Source organism: Azospirillum oleiclasticum, assembly GCF_013423485.1.
Lineage (GTDB): Bacteria > Pseudomonadota > Alphaproteobacteria > Azospirillales > Azospirillaceae > Azospirillum > Azospirillum oleiclasticum.
In genome coordinates, this window is the sequence record NZ_JABFFR010000013.1 from 79368 (window position 1) to 100468 (window position 21101).

Annotated in this window: 18 protein-coding genes; 8 read left to right on the top strand and 10 right to left on the bottom strand. The window is 70.0% G+C overall.

Annotated elements, in window-relative coordinates; all coding sequences use genetic code 11:
- Positions 1–7: 7 nt before the first annotated feature.
- Entirely contained in the window at positions 8–1159 is a 1152-nt protein-coding gene (locus HL658_RS16125) for an SDR family oxidoreductase (protein WP_180283339.1), read from the bottom strand.
- Between the two features lie 92 nt (positions 1160–1251).
- Between HL658_RS16125 and HL658_RS16130 the strand changes: the two genes are divergently transcribed.
- From HL658_RS16130 to HL658_RS16140, 3 genes are all read left to right on the top strand, one after another.
- Positions 1252–1761 (top strand): cupin domain-containing protein, encoded by a 510-nt coding sequence (locus HL658_RS16130; RefSeq protein ID WP_180283340.1) that lies wholly within the window; start codon positions 1252–1254, stop codon positions 1759–1761.
- A 78-nt stretch (positions 1762–1839) separates the two neighbouring features.
- Complete coding sequence (locus tag HL658_RS16135; RefSeq protein ID WP_180283341.1) at positions 1840–2292, top strand: hemerythrin domain-containing protein; 453 nt, start codon at positions 1840–1842, stop codon at positions 2290–2292.
- A gap of 167 nt (positions 2293–2459) precedes the next feature.
- Entirely contained in the window at positions 2460–4151 is a 1692-nt protein-coding gene (locus HL658_RS16140; protein WP_180283342.1) for a methyl-accepting chemotaxis protein, read from the top strand.
- Positions 4152–4157: 6 nt separating this feature from the next.
- On the opposite strand, the gene HL658_RS16145 is transcribed toward HL658_RS16140, so the two are convergent.
- From HL658_RS16145 to HL658_RS16155, 3 genes are all read right to left on the bottom strand, one after another.
- A complete protein-coding gene (locus tag HL658_RS16145) occupies positions 4158–4967 on the bottom strand; it encodes a helix-turn-helix domain-containing protein (protein ID WP_246337635.1) in 810 nt (269 codons plus the stop codon).
- Between the two features lie 30 nt (positions 4968–4997).
- A complete protein-coding gene (locus HL658_RS16150) occupies positions 4998–5852 on the bottom strand; it encodes an alpha/beta fold hydrolase (protein ID WP_180283343.1) in 855 nt (284 codons plus the stop codon).
- Between the two features lie 131 nt (positions 5853–5983).
- Positions 5984–6448: a YaiI/YqxD family protein gene (locus tag HL658_RS16155; RefSeq protein WP_343055152.1), complete on the bottom strand. Its 465-nt coding sequence runs from the start codon at positions 6446–6448 to the stop codon at positions 5984–5986.
- 330 nt (positions 6449–6778) lie between these two features.
- Here HL658_RS16155 and HL658_RS16160 point away from each other — a divergent pair, with 330 nt between their 5' ends.
- The gene (locus tag HL658_RS16160; protein ID WP_180283435.1) at positions 6779–8257 is read left to right on the top strand and encodes a DEAD/DEAH box helicase; all 1479 of its coding nucleotides are present in this window, start codon (positions 6779–6781) and stop codon (positions 8255–8257) included.
- Positions 8258–8263: 6 nt separating this feature from the next.
- Here HL658_RS16160 and HL658_RS16165 read toward each other — a convergent pair whose 3' ends face one another.
- Together HL658_RS16165 and HL658_RS16170 are read right to left on the bottom strand one after the other, a co-directional pair.
- Complete coding sequence (locus HL658_RS16165; RefSeq protein WP_180283345.1) at positions 8264–9853, bottom strand: regulator; 1590 nt, start codon at positions 9851–9853, stop codon at positions 8264–8266.
- 48 nt (positions 9854–9901) lie between these two features.
- A complete protein-coding gene (locus tag HL658_RS16170) occupies positions 9902–10597 on the bottom strand; it encodes a cysteine hydrolase family protein (protein WP_180283346.1) in 696 nt (231 codons plus the stop codon).
- A 280-nt stretch (positions 10598–10877) separates the two neighbouring features.
- Here HL658_RS16170 and HL658_RS16175 point away from each other — a divergent pair, with 280 nt between their 5' ends.
- A complete protein-coding gene (locus tag HL658_RS16175; protein ID WP_180283347.1) occupies positions 10878–11705 on the top strand; it encodes an SDR family oxidoreductase in 828 nt (275 codons plus the stop codon).
- A 79-nt stretch (positions 11706–11784) separates the two neighbouring features.
- Here HL658_RS16175 and HL658_RS16180 read toward each other — a convergent pair whose 3' ends face one another.
- On the bottom strand, positions 11785–13476 hold the full coding sequence (locus HL658_RS16180) for a methyl-accepting chemotaxis protein (protein WP_343055141.1): 1692 nt from the start codon (positions 13474–13476) through the stop codon (positions 11785–11787).
- A gap of 158 nt (positions 13477–13634) precedes the next feature.
- Positions 13635–16514 (bottom strand): DNA polymerase I, encoded by a 2880-nt coding sequence (gene polA, locus HL658_RS16185; RefSeq protein ID WP_180283349.1) that lies wholly within the window; start codon positions 16512–16514, stop codon positions 13635–13637.
- Positions 16515–16724: 210 nt separating this feature from the next.
- On the opposite strand from polA, the gene HL658_RS16190 reads away from it, so the two are divergent.
- The 3 genes from HL658_RS16190 to HL658_RS16200 all read left to right on the top strand — a co-directional run bounded on the left by HL658_RS16190 (position 16725) and on the right by HL658_RS16200 (position 18365).
- Positions 16725–17147 (top strand): hypothetical protein, encoded by a 423-nt coding sequence (locus HL658_RS16190; protein ID WP_180283350.1) that lies wholly within the window; start codon positions 16725–16727, stop codon positions 17145–17147.
- Complete coding sequence (locus tag HL658_RS16195; RefSeq protein WP_180283351.1) at positions 17144–17569, top strand: periplasmic heavy metal sensor; 426 nt, start codon at positions 17144–17146, stop codon at positions 17567–17569. The genes HL658_RS16190 and HL658_RS16195 overlap by 4 nt, the downstream gene beginning before the upstream one ends.
- Before the next feature lie 133 nt (positions 17570–17702).
- Complete coding sequence (locus tag HL658_RS16200; protein ID WP_180283352.1) at positions 17703–18365, top strand: hypothetical protein; 663 nt, start codon at positions 17703–17705, stop codon at positions 18363–18365.
- 98 nt (positions 18366–18463) lie between these two features.
- Here the strand turns inward: HL658_RS16200 and HL658_RS16205 are convergent, their stop codons facing one another.
- Both HL658_RS16205 and HL658_RS16210 read right to left on the bottom strand, forming a co-directional pair.
- Positions 18464–20527 carry a putative bifunctional diguanylate cyclase/phosphodiesterase gene (locus HL658_RS16205; RefSeq protein ID WP_180283353.1) on the bottom strand — a complete coding sequence of 688 codons (2064 nt, stop codon included), beginning with the start codon at positions 20525–20527 and terminating at the stop codon, positions 18464–18466.
- Positions 20528–20858: 331 nt separating this feature from the next.
- On the bottom strand, positions 20859–21041 hold the full coding sequence (locus HL658_RS16210; RefSeq protein WP_180283354.1) for a zinc-finger domain-containing protein: 183 nt from the start codon (positions 21039–21041) through the stop codon (positions 20859–20861).
- Positions 21042–21101: the final 60 nt, after the last annotated feature.

Below are 21101 nucleotides of genomic sequence, written 5' to 3' on the forward strand. Positions count from 1 at the left end.
GCGTCCGCTATTCCGGGAACACCACGTGCCCCTCGCGCGCGGCGATACCGGCGGGCTTGGCGTTGTGGCCGATCTCACCCTCCTCCAGGTCCGGGTATTCTTCGATGTAGCGGCGGCGGGGACGCTGCATGGAGCCGCGGGTCCCGCCGTCCTGGCCGCTGCTGCGCCCGAAGGCCAGCCAGGCGGCGGCCCCGAGCCCGGCGAGCAGGGCCGTGGTCGTCCAGGGGTGCAACTGCGCCTCGGTGTAGAGGCTGGTTCGGCGGACATAATCGTGATGGCCGAGACTCTCCTGCCCGTCGTGGGAAGGGGCGTGCAGGCTGTCGTCGAAGCTGCGGCGGCGGCGGCGGTCGGTCTGCATCCGCCGCATGCTGCGCTCCATCATGTAGTCGGTCAGGCGCGGCGCCCAGGTCTCGGACATCGAGATCAGCTTGCCGCCACCGCCGACGATGAGGTCGCGCACGGGATGCTCGGCCGCGTGCAGGATGGCGCGGGCGACCAGCTCCGGGTCGTAGACCGGCGGCGGCAGGGTGGCCGCCCCCTCCGGCAGCAGGTTCTTGGCGTGCTCCTCGTACATGGTGTCGATGGAGCCCGGCTTGATCAGGGTGACGGAGACGGGGACGTCGTCCATCTCCAGCTCCATGCGCAGCGCGTTGGTGAAGCCCTTGACCGCGTGCTTTGTGGCGGAGTAGGCGCCCTGGATCGGGATCGCCCGGTCGGACAGCACGCTGCCGATATTGATGATGGCCCCGCCATGGCGGCGCAGGTGCTTGGCCGCGACCAGCGAGCCGTTGACCACGCCCCAGTAGTTCGTCTCGAACAGGCGGCGGTGGTCCTCCATCGGGGTGTCCTCCAGCCGGGCGTAGATGGAGACGCCGGCGTTGTTCACCCAGCTGTCGAGATGACCCCAACTGCGGATCGCGGCGTTCGCGATCTGCTCCACCGCCTCCCCGTCGGCCACGTCGGCCACCACATGGACGGCGTCGCCGCCCTGCTCGCGGATGTCGAGCGCGACGCGCTCCAGCGCCTCGCGGTCGCGGGCGGCCAGCACCAGCTTGGCGCCCCGGCGGGCGGCGCGGTGCGCGGTGGTGAGGCCGATGCCGCTGGTGGCACCGGTGATGACGATGACCTGGTCCTCGACGGGTTTCAGACTGACGCTCATGGAATTGCCTCCGGTGTCGCGATGTTGTCGCTCACAAGGGCCCCAACAGCGCGAGGGGCGGGCCGTGCCCCGGTCAAAGGAAGAAGATGGCGATGCGCGTGGAAACCCACCGGTTCGACGATGACGGGCGGATCCCCAACAACCCCGACCGCCCGCTGATCCTCTATCGCGGTGCCCTGCCGGCGGACGGCGACCTCGCCGCCGCCTTCGAGGAGCGCTTCGCGCGCAACGGCTGGAGCAACGGCTGGCGTGACGGCATCTTCACATACCACCACTACCATGCGAACACGCACGAGGTGCTGGGCATCGCCCGCGGGCGGGTGACCGTGCGTTTCGGTGGCGACGGCGGCGAGGCGGTGACGGTGGAGGCGGGCGATGCGGTGGTCATCCCCGCCGGGGTCGGCCACCGGAACGAGGAAGCCACACCCGACCTGCTGGTCGTCGGCGCCTATCCCGGCGGGCGTTCCCCGGACCTGAACACCGGCGAAGCCACCGAGCGCGTCCGCGCGCTGGAATCCATCCCCCGCGTGCCGGTGCCCGACCGCGACCCCGTCGAGGGTGCCGGAGGTGCGCTGCCCCACCTTTGGGGTGCCGCCGGCTGAGGGCGGGAACCGGCGGGTCCGGGCGGGGTTCCTCTCCGGAACGCCGACACCGGCACGACACCGCGGAGTTCCGACCCCATGGACATCTACCAGCGCATCCTGAAGGACCACGAGACCCTGCGCGCCCTCATGGACAAGGCGGAGAAGGGCAAGGGCGACCTGCGCGCCGTCTACGACGAGCTGCAGCGCGAGCTGTGGGCCCACGCCAAGGTCGAGGAGACCGTCTTCTACGCCGCGCTGGCCGGCTCCAAGGAAGCCCGCAGCGAGGCGAAGGAGGGGGTGAACGAGCACCACCTGATCAACACCCTGGCCGACGAGCTGAACTCGCTGGAGCCGGGCGGCGAGAACTGGAAGGCCAAGGTCCAGGTGCTGGGCGAGCTGCTGCGCCACCACCTGGACGAGGAGGAGGAGGAGCTGTTCGAGGAGGCCAGGGAGGTGCTGGACGACAAGCGCGCCAAGGCGCTGGGCGCCACCTTCGACGAGCGCAAGAAGCACGCGCTGGCGGCGCTGGCCCCGCTGGAGGCGCACTGACGCCCGCCGCCTTTCCCCGGTGCTCCCTTTGCGGCATCGGGGAGCGGCGGCCGGCAACCCGCGTGCGGCGCAGCACTCTGCCGCAATTGGTCACTTGCCTCAACCAACGTTTGTATACGTATCTTCGCCGGACGGGGTAATCCGTTTGAAGCGAAGGGGGCGAAGAGATGGGCGGGGTTCTGGCGCGCGCAAGCATCAGTGTGAAGATTTATGCGATCGTGACGATCCTGGCGGCGGTTGCCGTGTCGGTCGGCGTGATCGGTTTTCTTGGTATGGAAACCTATGACCGGAAGGTGGACGAGATCCAGAACCGGTCCGAGCGCGCGTTGTTGGGAGAGCAGGTCAACGGGTTGATCTTCAAGGTCGTCATGGACACCCGCGGCCTCTACGCCGCCCGCACGCCGAAGGAGCTCGAACTCTTCGCCAACAGCATGCGGGATTCGACCGCGCAGATCGGCCGGCGGATGGACGCCTGGTTCGCGCTGCTGCCCGAGGCCGGCCGCGCCGAGTTCCGGCCGATCGCCGCCGACGCGCACGAGTTCATCCGCCAGCGCGACGAGGTTGCGCGGCTGGGCGCGGAGGGCAAGGTCGATGACGCCCGCGCGCTCGCCGACACGCCGGAATCACGGGCCAACCGCACCAGTCTCGGCAAGGCGATCGAGGCGCTGATCCAACGGAACATGGACGGCATCCGCAACGCCAACGACGATCTCGATGAGTACAACCGCTTCATCACCACGCTGATGCTGGCCGTCGGGCTGGGCGGTCTGGTCGGCGGCGTGCTGATCAGCGTGATGGTGGCCCGCAACGGCATCGCGCGGCCCATCGCGCGCATCACCGGGACCATGGCGCGTCTGGCGACCGGCGACACCGCCGCCGCCATTCCCGACACCGACCGCGGCGACGAGATCGGCGGCATGGCGAAGGCGGTGGAAGTCTTCAAGCGCAACGCCGTCGAGCGCGAACGGCTGGAAGCCGAACAGGCGCGCGACCAGGAGGCCCGGCAGCGCCGCACCGCGGAGGTGGAGCGTCTCGTCCGCGGTTTCGACGAGGGCGTCTCCGGCATCCTGCGCACCGTCTCGTCGGCCGCGACCGAGCTGGAGGCGACCGCCGGGAGCATGCGCCACACCGCCGAGCAGACCAAGGGCCAGTCGGCCGACACCGCCGCGGCGGCCGAGCAGGCGTCGATGAACGTGCAGACGGTGGCGAGCGCGACCGAGGAGCTGACCGCGTCCATCGGCGAGATCGGCGGGCAGGTGACACGCTCGACCAGCATCGCCGGCCAGGCGGTGGCCGAGGCGGAGCAGACCAACCAGCGCGTCCAGGGGCTGGTCGAGCAGGCGCAGCGCATCGGCGACGTGGTGCAACTCATCACCGACATCGCCAGCCAGACCAACCTCCTCGCACTCAACGCCACGATCGAGGCGGCGCGCGCCGGCGAGGCCGGCAAGGGCTTCGCCGTGGTGGCGAGCGAGGTCAAGAACCTCGCCGCCCAGACCGCCAAGGCGACGGAGGAGATCGCCGGCCAGATCGCGTCGATGCAGGCGGCCACCAGCGGCGCCGCCGCGGCCATCGGCGGCATCGGTGGGACCATCGGCACGATCAGCGAGATCGCGACGGCCATCGCCTCCTCCATCGAGGAGCAGGGGGCCGCGACCGGCGAGATCGCCCGCAACGTGCAGGAGGCGGCGCGCGGCACCCGGCTGGTCAGCGCCAACATCGTGTCGGTGAGCGAGGGAGCGACCCAGACCGGCAGCGCCGCCACCCAGGTTCTGGGCGCCGCCGGCGAGCTGTCGCGCCAGTCCGAGCTGCTGAAGACCGAGGTCGAGCGGTTCCTCGCCGGCATCCGCGCGGCCTGATCCGCGTCAGGGCGGCGGCAACGCCGCCCGCAACGCGTCGGCCGTGGCGGCGTCGGCCGGAAAGAAGGCCTCGATCGCCAGCTCCGACAGGGTGACATCGACGGCCGTGCCGAACACCGTCGTCGTGCTGAGGAAGGCCAGTTCCCCGGCGTCGGTGCGCAGCCGCAGCGGCACCACGACCCCGGGATGCTCACCGTCCTCGGCCGCCGTGCCGTCGCCGTCCTTCGGCACGGGATAATCCGCCAGCTCCGCCCGCAAGGCCGCCAGCACCGGGTCGCCGCCGGCGTCGATCTGGCGGGCCAGGCGCAGCAGCACATGCTCCCGCCACTGCCCCAGATTGGCGATGCGCGGGGCCAGCCCCGCCGGGTGCAGGCTGAGGCGCAGCACATTCACCGGCGGGCGCAGAAGCGACGTGTCGGCGCCGGCGAGCAGCGGGGCCACGGCGCGGTTGGCGGCGACCAGCGTCCAGTGCCGGTCCACGGCCAGCGCCGGGAACGGCTCGTGCCCGGTCAATACCAGCTCCACCGCCCGCTTCGCCGCCTGGAGCGCCGGGTCGTCCAGCCGGTGTTCGGTGTAGACCGGGGCGTAACCGGCGGCCAGCAGCAGCGCGTTGCGGTCGCGCAGCGGCACGTCCAGCCGCTCGGCCAGATGGATCAGCATGGGGCGGCTGGGCTGCGCCCGCCCGGTCTCCACGAAGCTGACGTGGCGTGCGGAGATGTCGGCCTCGCAGGCGAGGTCGAGCTGGCTCAACCCCCGCCGCCGGCGCCAGTCGCGCAGCAGCGCGCCGACGGGGCGGGTGGCGGTGTGCGGCATCATGATCGGTCCTCCCCTCCAGGCGACGGCACACTAGCATCCACGCGCGAAGTCCAGCAGCTCGCGGTTCAACCGGTCCATGTGGGTGAGGAACAGGCCGTGCGGCGCACCCTCGAAGATGGACAGGCGGGCGTCCGGCATCAGCGCCGCGGTGCGGTGCGCCAGCGCCACGGGGCTGGTGACGTCCTGGTCGCCGTGGATGATCAGCGCGGGCACCGTGATCGACCGCAGCTCCTGCCGGAAGTCGGCGGCGGCGATGGCTCGGTGGCAGTCCAGCAGCGTGCGCAGCGACGCCTGGAGCGCCATGGCCTTCACCCACTCCATCATCGACGGCGAGGTGTCCGGCGTGACGAAGGGGCGGATGTTGTCCTCCAGCCATTTCGGGAAGTCGCGGGCGAGCTGCTCGGTCTGGAACTGGTCGAAGTAGGCCGGCAGCACGCCGTCGGGGTTGTCGTCGCCGCGGGCCAGCATGGGCGTGATGGTGCCGATCATCACCACCCGCGCCACCCGCCGGGTCCCGTGGCGGGTGAGGTAGCGCACGATCTCCCCCGGTCCCATGGAATGGCCGACCAGCGTGACGTTCCGCAGATCCAGCGCCTCCAACACCGCGGCGAGGTCGTCGGCCAGCCGGTCGAAGCCGCAGCCGCCGTCGGCCGGCCGCAGCGCGGTGTCGGAGGAGCGGCCGTGGCCGCGGCGGTCGTAGGCGACGCAGCGCAGCCCGGCCTCCGTCAGCGCCAGCATCTGGTAGGCCCAGCTGTCCGAGGGCAGCGACCAGCTCGACACGAAGACGACGGGACCGCCATCTCCGCGCTGAGGGGCCCAGTCGCGGAAGAACAGGCTGGCGCCGTCGTCGGTGCGGATGAAGCCCGGTTCGGTGATGCGGTTCATGCCCGGTGTCCCTTTCCCTGTCGGCCCGCCCGGTTGGACGGATGTTTCCGGCGGGGACACCATCGCGCCGCTTGCGGCACGGAATCGATTACCTTGGGGGTAAGGATGGGCGGGTAAGGGCGACGCGTTTCCTACCGCCAGCGCGGCATCTGCCCGCGCCGCAGCGCCTGCACCGCCTGGTCCAGTGTCTGCAGGAATTGGGAGCGGTCGCGCTGGCTCAGCGGCGGCGGACCGCCGGATGCCACCCCCATGTCGCGCAGATCGGCCATCAGCGCGCGGCCGGCGAGCGCCGAGCCGATGCTGTCCGACGTGAAGGGCCTGCCCGTCGACCCGATCACCACGGCGCCCTTCTTCACGCAGCGGTCGGCCAGCGGGATGTCGGCGGTGACGACGATGGAGCCGGCCGCGGCCCGCTCCGCGATCCAGTCGTCGGCCGCATCGAAGCCGGAGCCGACCACCACCAGCTCGGCCCGGCATTCGGTCGGCAGACGCAGTGGCGCGTTGGACACCAGCCAGACCTTCAGGCCATAGCGTGCGGCCACCTTGTAGGCCTCCGCCTTCACGGGGCAGGCGTCGGCATCGATGTAAAGGGGGATGTCGGGCGTCGTCATGGCGCGGAGTGTGCCCGCGGCGCACACACCGGGTCAACGGGTGCGGTGCGGCAAAGTCCTTGACCCGCCGGGCTTTCGCGGTCATATCAGAGTCCGACCAGCGCTGTGTCCGAACCCGGAGCGGCGTCGGTGTCGTGTCGTGATCGCGCGAAACGGCGCCTGAGGCCCCAAGGGGGCCCGGCGACGCTGCATTCCGAGACGCTTTCCCTTCCACTAGGCCCTTCCCGGCGCGCGCGGAACAGGGCATGCGCGCCGGGCCGCCAGGGCCGCACCGCAGGACGCGGGCGGGGCGGGGTGCGCGTGATCAAGGACAGCATGACCGCCTTTTCCGACCTCGCCCTCCGCCCCGAAATCCAGGCCGCCATCGCCGCCCAGGGCTATGCGACCCCCACGCCGATCCAGGCGAGCGCCATCCCGCCGGCCCTCCAGGGCCGTGATCTGCTGGGCATCGCCCAGACCGGCACCGGCAAGACCGCCGCCTTCACCCTGCCCATCCTGCAACGGCTGGCCGAGGGTGGCGCCAAGGCGGGGCCGGGCACCATCCGCACGCTGATCCTGACGCCGACCCGCGAACTCGCCATCCAGATCGGCGAGAGCATCGCCAATTACGGCGCCGGCCTCGGGCTGCGGCACACGGTGATCTTCGGCGGTGTCGGCCAGAACCCGCAGGTGGACGCGCTCCGCCGCGGGCTCGACATCCTCGTCGCCACGCCGGGCCGGCTGCTCGACCTGATGAACCAGGGTCATGCGAAGCTGGACGGGCTGTCCATCTTCGTCCTGGACGAGGCCGACCGCATGCTCGACATGGGCTTCATCCATGACGTGCGGAAGGTGGTCGCCAAGCTGCCGGCGAAGCGCCAGACCATGTTCTTCTCCGCCACCATGCCGGACGAGATCACCAAGCTCGCCAACCGTCTGCTGTCCGACCCCGTGCGGGTCGAGGTGGCGCGCGTGGCGACCACGGCGGAGCGCATCGACCAGCGTGTCATGCACGTTCTGGCGGCCGAGAAGCGCCAGATCCTCGTCGATCTGCTGTCCGCCGATCCGGCGATGGACCGGGTGATGGTGTTCACCCGCACCAAGCACGGCGCCAACAAGGTGGCCGAGCATCTGATGAAGGCCGGCATGGGCGCCGCCGCCATCCACGGCAACAAGTCCCAGAACGCCCGTCAGGCGGCGCTGGAATCCTTCAAGAACGGCACGATCCGGGTGCTGGTCGCCACCGACATCGCGGCCCGCGGCATCGACATCGACAACGTGTCGCACGTCGTCAATTTCGAGCTGCCGAACATTCCCGAGAGCTACGTGCACCGCATCGGCCGCACCGCGCGGGCCGGGGCGTCCGGCGTCGCGATCGCCTTCTGTGACGAGGCGGAGGAGCGCGCCTACCTCCGCGACATCGAGAAGCTGACCCGTCGCCCGCTGACCGTCGTCACCGAGCGCCCGCCGCGCGCCGCCATCGTGCCGGTCGAGCTGCCCAAGGCCCGCCCGCAGCAGCAGCCCGCCGCGTCGCGCGGCCGTGGCCCGAAGCCGGACCAGCGCCGCGACCAGCCGCGGGCCGAGCGGGCCCCTCGCGAGCCCGCCGCGCACGGGCACGGCCACCGCCCCGGCGAAGGCCACGCCCCTGCCCAGAAGCACGGCCACGGCGCCACCGTGAAGCGGTCCGCGCCCCCGCGCGATGCCGCCCGCCCGGCGTCCCAGCCGCAGGGCCAGCGGCGCACCCTGTCGGCCTTCGGCGACCTCGTGTCGGCGCTCGACGGCGCCCCGTCGGGTGGACGCGGGCGCCGTCGGTAAGGTCGCTTACTCAGCCGGCTCCGCCGCCAGTTGCGCGGCCGGGGCCGGTTCTGGGGCCAGGGCCTTCACCCGCGCGCAGGCGAGGAGGAAGCCGGCCACCACCAGATAGGCGAGCGCCACCATCGGCGACACGCCCAGCCCGTTGGGGCCGAAGCCCACCGCCGGCCCGTGCATGAAGCCGAAGTAGCTCAGCACCGCCCCGGCGAAGGCGAAGCAAGCCGCCATTTCGAAGCGCCGCTCGATCACGAACACCGCGATGGCGCCCAGCACCAGCCCGGTCAGGATGGCGCCGTCGCCGAAGGTGGCGAGGCCCTGGTAGAGCACGCCGTTGCCGGCCATCTTGTCGATCCCGACCGCCACCGCCGTGGTGCCCGCCGCGGCAAGCGCGCCATCGACCAGCACCTTGGCCCAGGCGGCCAGATGCGGCGTCACCGCCAGCACCACCGCCGGGGCGTGGCTCTGCGGGCTGGTCTGGAACGCCTGCGCCCCGATCAGCATGCCGATGTAGAGCAGGATGGGGGAGATGGCGACGACCGGCACCGCGCTCAGCAGCAGCGACAGGATGCCGAGCCAGGACAGCGCGATCACCAGCAGGCCGGTGGCCGCCGAATAGCCGATGCGCCCCCCCATCTGCTTCCAGCCGGGATGGCCGATGTAGACGGCGTTGGCGAAGCAGCTTCCCATCAGCGTGCCGATCAGGCTGAACACCCCCTCCGCGGCCAGCGCCTCGGTGGTGTTGTAGCTGTCGCCCGCGGCCTCCGCACTCTCCACATTGTCCATCGCCTCCACGAGGTCGTAGACGCCGAAGGGGATGGCCGTGACCAGGATGAAGCCCAGGAACTCGAAGCCGGAGAAGACGTGCCCGACCGCCGGGATCGGCACCGAGAAGCCGAAGCTGGCGAAGGACGCCGCCACCTTGTCGAAGCCCACCCCGCCCAGCGGGAAGCCCAGCAGGGTCGATCCCCAGGCGATCACCATGCCGACGATGATGGCGACCAGCCCGGCCGGCATGTTCTTCGGGTAGCGCACCCCGCCGAACCAGCTCACCATGATGATGGCGAGGCAGACCAGCCCGATGATGCTGGTCATGAAGATCTCCATCGCCGGGCGCATGGAGATGAAGGCGATGGACACGCCGGCCAGCGTGCCGAGCAAGGCGGCGCGCGGCGTCACCTTGCGGATGAGCGGGGCGATGAAGCCGCCGCCGATCAGGATGAAGCCCTGCAGGAAGACCCAGGCCAGCCCCGCCTCCCACGCCTTCACCGGGTCGCCGGTCTTGCCCAGGATCGGCATCATGATCACGAAGACCACGATGAACATGTGCGGCACGCTGGGGCCGGAGGGGAGCGCGCAGACATCCGTCCGCCCGGTCCTCACCGACAGCTTCCAGGCCATCCAGGCGTAATAGAGGTTGCCCAGCATCAGCATCAGCCCGACCGCGGGCAGGATGCGGCCGAAGGTGATGGCGTCGGGCATGCCCAGCACGAACTTCAGCAGCCCCGTCATCACCAGCATGTTCACCAGCACGTTGGTGCCAAGGCCGAACAGCGCGTTCCAGTCCCCCGGCGTCCACAGCGGCACGTTCTTCGCGATCATGGTGCCCTCCTCGTTTGAACCGTCCTCGTCCCCCGCGTCGCGCGCCCTCTACTCCGCCGCGGCGCGCACCCCGGCCGACGCCAGCGCCCCCGCCGCCGCGGCCGAATCCGTGACCCAACCGAAAATCCCGCCCTGCGCGCTGATCATCGCCAGCCCCACCCGGTGGAACTCCGGGAAGTAGGAGCCGCAGGCGTCGCCCACGGCGACGCAGCGGTAGCCGCGGTCGTTCGCCTCCCGGATCGTGGTGTGCACACAGACCTCGGTGGTGACGCCGCAGACCAGCAGCGTGGCGATGCCGCGGGTGCGCAGGATCAGGTCCAGGTCGGTGGCGAAGAAGGCGCCCTTGCCCGGCTTGTCCACCACCGGCTCGCCCGCCGCGGGGGCCAGCTCCGGGATGATGTCGTGCCCCGGCTCGCCGCGGATCAGGATGCGGCCCATCGGGCCGGGATCGCCGATGCGGGCCGAGGGCTTGCCGCGCGACACCTTGGCCGGCGGCGCGTCGGCCATGTGGGGCGCGTGCCCCTCGCGGGTGTGGACGACCAGGATGCCGGCGGCGCGCGCCGCCTCCAGCACCGTCCGGCAGGGCGCGATGGCGCCGCGCAACTGCCCGACGTCGTTGCCCAGCGCCTCCCCGAAGCCGCCCGGCTCCAGGAAGTCGCGCTGCATGTCGATGATGACGAGGGCCGTGGAGCCCGGGTCGATGGGAATGGGGTAGGGGTCCGCCGCTAGCTCGATGGTGGTCATGGCACTGCCTTCCCGCCGGTGGCGATGCCTGCTGCATTGCAACGTCGGGGCCAGTGGTGCGCGGATTCTTTTGTTATGATCAAACAATGGGTTGAATGAGATTGGATGTAATCCTGTGTACGATCATGCATACGATTTGTGCGGCGGGCGCACGGAGCTTGGGCAGCTGCCGCGCATGGTGGCGCATCAACTGCCGTTTACGTAAAGGGAATGCGGCGACTTGGCGGAAGCATCCACCCGTGCTATCGTCCGCGCCACCAACAAAGGGGAGGATCGGGGAATGGGCGACGGGCGCAGCCTGCGGGGCAAGACACTGTTCATCTCGGGGGCCAGCCGCGGCATCGGCAAGGCCATCGCTCTGGCCGCCGCGCGCGACGGCGCCAATGTGGCGGTCGCCGCCAAGACCGAGACGCCCCATCCCAAGCTGCCCGGCACCATCCACAGCGCGGCCGAGGAGATCGAGGCGGCCGGCGGCCGTGCGCTGCCGCTGCTCTGCGACATCCGCGACGAGGCGCAGGTCGCCGCCGCCGTCCAGAAGACGGTGGAGAGTTTCGGCGGCATCGACATACTGGTCAACAACGCCAGCGCCATCAGCCTGACCGGCACGCTGGACACGCCGATGAAGCGCTGGGACCTGATGATGGGAATCAACGGGCGCGGCACCTACGCCTGCTCCCAGGCCTGCATCCCCCACCTGCTGAAGGGGGAGAACCCGCACATCCTGACGCTGTCGCCGCCGCTGAACCTGAACCCGCGCTGGTTCGCGCCGCACACCGCCTACACCATCGCCAAATACGCCATGTCCATGTGCGTGCTGGGCATGAGCGCGGAGTTCGCCGGCCGCATCGCCGTCAACGCGCTGTGGCCCCGCACCGTCATCGCCACCGCCGCCGTCGCCATGCTGGGCGACGCCGTGAAGCCCGAAACCTGCCGCAAGCCCGACATCGTCGCCGACGCCGCCCACGCCATCCTCACCCGCGACGCCCGCAGCACCTCCGGCAACTTCTTCATCGACGACGAGGTGCTGGCGGCGGAGGGGGTGACGGACTTCGACCGTTACGCGGTGGTGCCGGGGGCGGAGCTGATGGGGGACATCTTCCTGGATTGAGCGCGCCGCCGTGGGCGCGTCCGGCAGAAGGCCCGGACGCGCCCACGGCCTCGTGTCGTGCCCGATCCGTGGCGGTCCTTCAACCCGCCTTCACGCCAATGATGAAGGTCTGAACGCTGCCGCGGATCGTCTCGACGTGGTCGGCGACCGCCTTGGCGGAGTCCAGCACCTCGCCCGAGCCGGTGGCCGCGCCATGTGCCGCCTCCTGGATGATGGCCATGGTGTTGGCCACCTCGCCCGTGCCCTGGGCCGCCTGGACGGCGTTGCGGCCGATCTCGGCGGTGGCGGCACTCTGCTGCTCGACCGCGGCGGCGACGCCGGTCGCCATCTGGTTCAGGCGCTGGATGACGCCGGCGATGCTGCGGATGGCGGTGACGGCGCGGCCGATGGTCTCCTGCATGGACCCGACCTGACTGCGGATCTCCTCGGTGGCTCCGGCCGTTTGGTTGGCGAGCGCCTTCACCTCGCTGGCGACCACGGCGAAGCCCTTGCCCGCCTCGCCCGCGCGTGCCGCTTCGATCGTGGCGTTGAGCGCCAGCAGATTGGTCTGGCTGGCGATGTTCTGGATGAGGTCCACGACCTCGCTGATCTTCTGGCCGGACTCGGTCAGCGCGTGGATCTGGCCCTGCGCCTGTTCGGCCTCGCGCGAGGCGTCCTCGGCGACCGAGCGGGCCTGGTTCATCTGGCGGGCCACCTCCTGCACGGTGCTGGTCAGTTCCTCCGTCGCGGCGGCGACGGTCTGGACGTTGACCGTGGCCTGCTCGGCGGCGGCGCCAACGGTCACCACTTGGCGTGACGTCTCTTCCGACGAGGCGGCGAGCCCGTTCGCCGTGGTTTCCAGCCGGTCGGAGGCTTTGCGCATGGCGGTCAGCGCCTCGTTCACCTCGTCGTCGAAGCGACGGACGAGTGCGGCAACCTCGTCGGCCCGTTCGGCCCGGCGGCGTACCTCGGCTTCACGTTCGGCGGTCAGGCGGGCGGTCTCTGTGGCGTTGCGGCGGAAGACCAGCAGGGCCTTGGCCATGGCGCCGATCTCGTCGGCCCGGTCGGTGGCCGGTACCTCCAGCTCCTGGTGGCCGGCGGCCAGCGCCTCGGTGGCGGCCGTGATCGACACCAGCGGGCCGACGATGGTGCGGCGGACGATGACGACCGCCAGCGTGCAGGACAGCAGCACCGCGCCGAGCAGCACGGCGAGGTTCGTGCGCTCGGCCCCGCTGCGCACCTCGTCCCACAGGTTCCCGGATTGCTCGACGAAGGTCAGGTGCTTTTCGGAAAGCTGGGCGAGTGCCGCGTTCACCGCCTGCCGGGCGGCGCGGTTCGCGTCGTTGTCGCTGTAGGCGCGGGCGGCGGCGAGGCTCTCGGTGCGCGCCAAACGCACCGTCTCGCGCCGGAACTCGTTGAAATGCTTCAGCGCGGCGTCGGCCTTGTCGAAGTTGGCACGCTGGTCGGCCGGAAGTATGGCGCCCAGCTCGCGCACCAGCGCCTCGATGCCCTCCAGGTTCTTCAGCAGAGGGCCGGCGAAACGTTCCGCGTCCTTCTGGTCCTTCGCCATGAACACGCCGCGGGTGTCCATCACCACGGCGTAGACCAGGCTGTTGATCCGTTCCACCGTCCCCGACGCGCGCGCGTTCAGGATGATCGTGTCGACGGTGCGGTCGGCGGTCTGCATGGTGCGCAGATCCAACCAACCGACAGCCAGCAGCGCCACAACCAACGCCGATAGCGCGAGATAGATGCGTCGCGCAACCTTACCATTAAAAAAATTCAACACCACTCAACCTCCCTCGGGCCGATTGTTCTAGCGGCACCGAGAGAAGAACGATTCGTTTAACGCACGGTTTAAAAATTCCTCGGCGAGTGACATTCGCCGAGACAATTTGTCTCGGAAAGTGCGAATGGCTGCAAAGCTCGGGATGGGTACCGTGCCACCCCTCAATGCGCATCCCCCCAGGTATCCCCGATCCCCGCCTCCGCCACCAGCGGGACGCCCAGCGTGGCCGCACCCTCCATCACCCGGCGGACGATGCGAGCCGCCTCCTCCGCCTCGCCCTCGGGCACCTCGAACAGCAGTTCGTCGTGCACCTGGAGCAGCATGCGGGCCTTCGAGCCGCCGGCGGCCAGGGCGTCGGGGACACGGGCCATGGCGCGTTTCATGATGTCGGCGGCGGTGCCCTGGATGGGGGCGTTGATGGCTTGGCGTTCGGCGAAGGCGCGCTTGGCCGGGTTCTTCTCCTGGATGCCGTTGATGCGGCATTTGCGGCCGAACAGGGTCGGCACGTGGCCGTGCTCGCGGGCGAAGGCCTTGGTCTTGTCCATCCAGGCCTTCAACTCGTGGAAGCGCTCCAGATAGGCCTTGATGAAGGCGTTGGCCTCCCCCGGCGGAATGCCGAGCTGGCGGCCCAGCCCGAAGCCGGAGATGCCGTAGATGATGCCGAAGTTGATGGCCTTGGCCTTGCGCCGGATCTCGCCCGTCATCTTGTCGAGCGGAATGCCGAACACCTGCGACGCGGTGGCCGCATGGATGTCCAGCCCGTCGTGGAAGGCCTGCTTCAGGGCCGCGATGTCGGCGATGTCGGCGACCAGCCGCAGCTCGATCTGCGAATAGTCGACCGACAGCAGCTTGCAGCCGGGTTCCGCCACGAAGGCGCGGCGGATCTTGCGTCCCTCCTCGGTGCGGATGGGGATGTTCTGCAGGTTGGGGTCGGTGGAGGACAGCCGGCCGGTGCTGGTGGCGGCCATCGCGAAGCTGGTGTGCACGCGGCCGGTCCTGGCGTCGATCTGCTCCTGCAGCGCGTCGGTGTAGGTGCTCTTGAGCTTGGCGAGCTGGCGCCAGTCCAGCACCCGTTGGGCGATCTCCGCCCCTTGCTCGGCCAGCCCCTCCAGCACGCTCGAATCGGTGGAGTAGGCGCCGGTCTTGCCCTTTTTGCCGCCGGGCAGGCTCAGATCCTCGAACAGGATCTCGCCGAGCTGCTTGGGGCTGCCGATGTTGAAGGGGCGGGGGGAGAGGCGCTGGACCTCGCCCGCGATCTCCTCCAGCCGCGTGCCCAGGTCGCGCGACAGGCGGCTGAGCTCGGCGCGGTCGATGCGCACGCCGCAGCGTTCCATGTCGGCCACCACCGGCACCAGCGGACGATCGATGGTCTCGTAGACGGTGACCATCCGCTCCGCGACCAGACGCGGCTTCAGGGCCTTCCACAGGCGCAGCGTGATGTCGGCGTCCTCCGCCGCGTAGGCCAGCGCCTTGTCCAGCGGCACGCGGTCGAAGGTGATGGCGTTCCTGCCGGTGCCGCAGACGTCCGAGTAGGGAATCGTGGTGTGGCCGAGCAGCTTCAGCGCGAGATCGTCCATCCCGTGCCCCTGGCCGCCGCCCTCCAGCACGTAGGAGATGAGCATGGTGTCGTCGGTCGGGGTCACCCGGACGCCGGAGCGCGCGAAGAGCTGGTGGTCGAACTTGAAGTTGTGGCCGATCTTGAGGACGGATGGGTCCTCCAGCACATCCTTCAGCGCTTCCAGGCAGGCGTCGGTCGGGATCTGCGGCGGTGGGGCGCCGCCATCGAAGTCGAGCTGGCCGCTGCCCTGCGCGGGTCCGTGGGCGAGCGGGATGTAGCAGGCCAGCCCCGGTTCGGTCGCCAGCGAGATGCCCACCAGCGTGGCGGTGGAGGGCGTCAGCGAATCGGTCTCCGTGTCCACGGCCAGCAGCCCGGTCTCCCGCGCCCGGTCGATCCAGACGGCGAGCGCGTCCAGCGACTGGACGAGTTCGTAGCGCTGCACCACCTCGCCCGCCGGGGTGGCCGGGCTGCGCACGGGCGGCGGCGCGGCGGCGTCCGGCGGGGGCGCGGTGGCCGGGTCGGGGGCGGCCGGAGCGGCGCCGTCGACGATGCGGCCGTCCTTCTTGAGCTCCGCCTCCAGACGCGCCACCACGCTGCGGAAGCCCTGGGCACGCAGGAAGTCGATGAGCTTCTGGTGGTCGGGCTCCCGCACCGTCAGCTTCTCCAGCGGCTCCGGCACCGGGACATTCTGGTCCAGCAGCACCAGCCGGCGGCTCACGCGGGCCTGGTCGGCGAAGTCGATCAGCTTCTGGCGGCGCGCCGGCTGCTTGATCTCCCCGGCGCGGGCCAGCAGCGACTCCAGGTCGCCGTATTCCTGGATGAGCTGTGCGGCGGTCTTCACGCCGATGCCGGGCACGCCCGGCACATTGTCCACGCTGTCGCCGGCCAGCGCCTGCACGTCCACCACCTTCTCCGGCGGCACACCGAACTTCTCCGCCACCTCGGCCGGTCCGATCGGCTTGTTCTTCAGCGGGTCGAACATGCGCACGCCGGGGCCGACGAGCTGCATCAGGTCCTTGTCGGAGGACACGATGGTGACCGGGCGCCCGGCCTCGCGCGCCAGCCGGGCGTAGGTGGCGATCAGGTCGTCGGCCTCGAAGCCTTCGAGCTCCAGGCAGGGCAGGCAGAAGGCGTGGGTCGCCTCGCGGATCAGGGCGAACTGGGGCTTCAGCTCCTCCGGCGGCTCCGGGCGCTGGGCCTTGTAGGCGGGATAGATGTTGCTGCGGAAGGTGTCTCCCTTGGCATCGAACACCACGGCCACGGCTTGCGCCTTGAGGTCGGCCAGCAGCTTGGTCAGCATGTTGGTGAAGCCCAGGACCGCGTTCACCGGCGTGCCGTCGGGGCGCGTCAGGATCGGCAGGGCGTGGAAGGCGCGGAAGATGAAGCCGGAGCCGTCCACCAGATACAGCTCCTCGCCCGCGGTCGTCGTGGTGGCGTCGGCGGCGGTATCGGCGGTGGTGTCGGCGGCGGTCTGGTCGGTCATGGCGGCGTCGTTCCGTCCCTCGGGCTGGCGGTCGCTACCTTGGCGGATGCGCGGCCGGGAGTCGAGTGGATGGGGCATGGAAGGTGCAGGGCGGCTTGGCCCGGCAGGAATTGCCGGGAAAAAAATGCCGGGCCGACGCGCTGGAAGTGTCGCCCCAACCGCGTATAACCGGTTGAATGCGTGAGGTACCGGCAGGCGGCAGGGCGAGCGATGAGGATAGCACGGTTCATCCATCTGGCCGAAGCGCACGGGGGCGACCTGGAGCGCTGGCCGGTCGCGGAGCGGGAGGCGGCGCGCGAGCTGCTCGGCTGGTCGGACGAGGCGCGCCGCGCGCTGGAGGAGGCGCAGGCGCTCGACATCTGGCTTGACCGGGCGACGCCGGCGGTGGATGCGAAGCGCGTCGAACGGCTGGCGTCCCGAATCGAGGAGGCGCTCGACCGCCGCGGCCCGGCGCCGGTTCCGCCGGCATGGACCTTGCCGCGGCTGTGGCCGGCGGCCACCTTCCTGGCGGTCATGGGCCTGATGGGGGTGGTGGTCGGCAGTGTGGGTCTCGTTCCGGCCAGCGCCGGTGCCACCGGTCTCGCCGGTCTCGTCACCGCCGGGCCGAGCTATCTGAGCGTGTGGGTCCAATGATCGCTTTTCTCCGCCGCCGCTGGATGCCGGTGACGCTCGTCGCCTCGCTGGGCATCAACATGTTCCTCGTCGGCTTCATCGTCGGCAACCATGGCGGCCCGCCGCCGCCGCCGCCGGATCCGCAGCGCATCGTGGATCGGGCGATCGAGATCCTGCCGCCGCAGGACGCCGCGGTGCTGCGGGCGGTGTGGGAGCGGTTGCGGCCCTCGATCCCGCCCGGGCCGCCGCTGCGCGACTTTCCGCTGCGGGTGAAGGCGATCCTGTTGCGCGAGCCGTTCGACGCCGCCGCGTTGTCCCGCCTCTTCGACGAGCAGGACCGCCGGGATGAGGAGAGGCGGGCGCTGCTGCGGACCGGCCTGATCGAGGCGGCCTCGGCCATGTCGCCGGAGGGGCGGAAGCGGCTGGCGGAACTCCGCCCCTGAGGCATCATTTCTGCGCATTTTTTTGCAGGTCGCGCGCAGGATTCCGCCGCGCCGCGCGTCCAACCTTGCGCGACCGAATCCTCCGCGCGCCCGCGCGCCGGCCGGAACGGCTTGCGAAGGCAAGGAGTGCGCCATGTCCATCTCGTCCGCGACATCATCCGCCAGCGTTGCGGCCTACCAGCGCCCGCAGGGACCGGGGCGGGAGATCCGCGAAGGCATCGACCAGTTGAAGTCCGCCGTGGAATCCGGCGACATCGCCGCCGCGAAGGAGGCGTATTCCTCCCTCTCGAAGCTCCAGGAGAGCAGCGGCCGCAAGACCGACGGCAAGGATCCGCTGTCCACCCTGCTGTCCAACGTCGGCAGCGCCCTGGAGAGTGGCGACATCACCCAGGTCCAGCAGGCCTTCGCCCAATCCGGTCCGCCGGACGGCGCCAAGGGCGGCCCCCAGGCAGCGGGCGGCGGCCAGCCGCCGGGACCGCCGCCGGGTGGCGGTGGGCCGTCGCAGGAGGTGCGCGACGCCATCGGCGGCCTCGCCGATGCGCTGCGCTCCGGCGACGTCTCCAGCGCCCAGGACGCCTACTCCTCGCTCGCCTCGCTGCTGGAGGAGGAGGCGGAGGACGAGGAAACCGACGAGACCACCACGGAGTCCACCGACTCCGACTCTCCCGCCGACCGCTTCAAGGCCATGCTGGAAAAGGTCGGCAGCGCGCTGGAATCGGGCGATCTGTCCGGTGCGCAGACGCTCTTCGCGGCGATGACGCCGCGGGGGTCGCAGGGCGTGGACCTCCACGCCTGATCGCGACGCAAACCGGACCCGCCGTCGAAACCCCCGCCGGCGGGTCCGTGTTGCAAGGGAGTTGAAGGCGGGGGTCGCGCGTCGCGGCCCGCCCGCCGTCAGGACACCGCCGCCGCGCTGCTTTCCCGCACGAAGGTCTCAAAGCTGATGACGTCCAGCGGGCGGCTGATCAGGAAGCCCTGGATGCGGGAGCAGCGGTGGTTGCGCAGGATGGTGGCCTGCTGCTCCGTCTCCACCCCTTCGGCGATGGTGTCGAAACCCAGACTTTCCGCCAGATTGACGATGGTGCTGACGATCGCCGGGTCGGTGGCGGACTTGACGATGTCGCGCACGAAGGAGCGGTCGATCTTCAGCGTGTCGATGGGGAAGCGCTTGAGGTAGGCGAGGGAGGAATAGCCCGTCCCGAAATCGTCGATGGACAGCCGCACCCCGATGTCCTTCAGCCCGCCCAGGATGGCGACGGCCTTCTCGATGTCGCCGATCATGGCGGATTCGGTCAGCTCCAGCTCCAGACGGCTGGGGTCGATGCCCGTCTCCTCCACCACGCTGGTGACCAGCCCGACCAGACGGGCGTCCTGGAACTGGCGCGGCGACAGGTTGACCGACACCGACGGCAGCGACAGCCCGGATGCGGTCCAGCCGGCCAGACGGCGGCACGCCTCGTACAGCGTCCAGCAGCCGATCTCCCAGATCAGCCCGGTCTCCTCGGCGATCGGGATGAACTCCGCCGGGCTGACCAGGCCGCGGGTGGGGTGGCGCCAGCGGATCAGCGCTTCCGCCCCGATCACCTGGCGGGTGTCCAGATCCACCTTGGGCTGGAAATGCAGCTCGAACTCGCTGCCGGCGATGGCCCGGCGCATGTCGTTCTCCAGCCCCAGATGGAAGCCGGACTGTTCGCGCATGCCGGGCTCGTAATAGACGAAGCGTCGTTCCGGGTTGCGCTTGGCGTGGTACATCGCGAGATCGGCGTTGCGCAGCAGCTCGTCCGCGCTGTCGCCGTCGTCGGGGTAGAAGGCCACGCCCACCGACCCGCCGCAGTAGATTTCCTGCCCGCGGATGGTGAAGGGCTCCGACATGGAATACTGGATCTTCTCCACCAGCCGGGTGCCGGCCCCGCGGTCGGCGGCGTCGGGCGCCACGATCAGGAACTCGTCGCCGCCCAGCCGGCCCACCGTGTCGGACACGCGGGTGCTGTTGCGCAGCCGCCGCGCCACCATCTTCAGCAACTCGTCGCCGGCGTGGTGGCCCAGCGAGTCGTTCACCTGCTTGAAGCGGTTGAGGTCGATGAAGACCACGGCGACCTTGGTGCGCGCACGCTGGGCGCGCAGGATCGCCTCCTCCAGCCGCTCGCACACCAGCCAGCGGTTGGGCAGGTCGGTCAGCCGGTCGAAGCTGGCCTGATAGCGGATCTGGTGCTCCTGGTATTTGCGCTGGCTGATGTCGGCCAGCGTCAGCACGAAATGCTCCAGCGCACCGGTGGGGGAACGCACCGCCGTCACCGACAGCGAGGCGGCGAAGGGCTCGCCGGTGCGGCGCATGCTGGTCACCTCGCCCTGCCAGGCGCCGGCGTGGCGGGCGGTGGTCCAGATGGTCTCCACGAAGGCGCGGTCGTGCGCGCCCGGCGCGAAGAGGGTCAGCGGCTGGCCCAGCAACTCCGACGGGTCGAAGCCGGCGATGGACACGAAGGCGGGGTTGACCGCCTGCACGGTCAGGTCGGGCTCGACGATCAGGATGCCGTCGGCGACGCTCTCGAACACCGTCGCCAGCAGACGGATCTTCTCCTCGTGCTGCTTGCGCTCGGTGATGTCCTGGACGGTGCCTTCGTAGAAGCGGATGTTGCCCTGACCGTCGCGGGCGCAGCGCGCGTTCTCGGAAATCCAGATGATGGAGCCGTCGCGGCGGTAGACCCGGGCTTCGAAGTTCTTGACGATGTCCTGCCGCGCCATCAGATCGGCAAAGGCCTCGCGCCGGCCGGGATCCACATAGAGCTGGCCCGCGATGTCGGTCAGGCCGTGGATCAGTTCGTGAGGGTTGTCATACCCATAGATGCGCGCCAACGCGGGGTTGACCCGCAAGTAACGACCATCAATCGTGGTCTGATAGATGCCTTCGATCGCGTTCTCGAAAATACTGCGGTACTGCTCCTCGGTCTCCTGACTCATGGAGCGCTTCCCTTCACCAACTCGATCCAACATCGCAGTGTATAGCATTCCGATGCTCAAGCGAATGTCCAATCGATGTTGACCGACGATTGGTACGTGAAGGCCGATTTGGCACCGCAGCGGAATAGAGGAGATCCCGTCGGTATCTGCAACCCATCATATTTCAGATTTGGAACAGGTAGAAGGGAATTGTGACACGAATGATATGCGACACAGTGCGCCCACGGCTGCTGTTCGCGCATGCGAAAAGCCGGCCGGAGCGATCCGGTCGGCGCGATGGGGGGAGGCAACCGGGGCGGCGGATCGTGTGGATCCGGCCGCGCGGCGGTGGTCAGTGCCCGTGTGTGCCCGTCTTGGCGCCCGCCTTCAGCACATAGAGGCGCGAGCAGTAGGGGCATTCGACCCGGCCGTCGGCGCTCAGCGTCAGATAGACGAGCGGATGGCCCAGTGCGCCGCCACCGCCGTCGCAGCCCACCGTCTCGGTTTCCACCTCGATCGTCTCGACCGGCTCCATGAAGGGCGTCCTCCCTTTGACACGCGTGGAACTTCGCGGCACCGTTAGGATGGTCGGCGC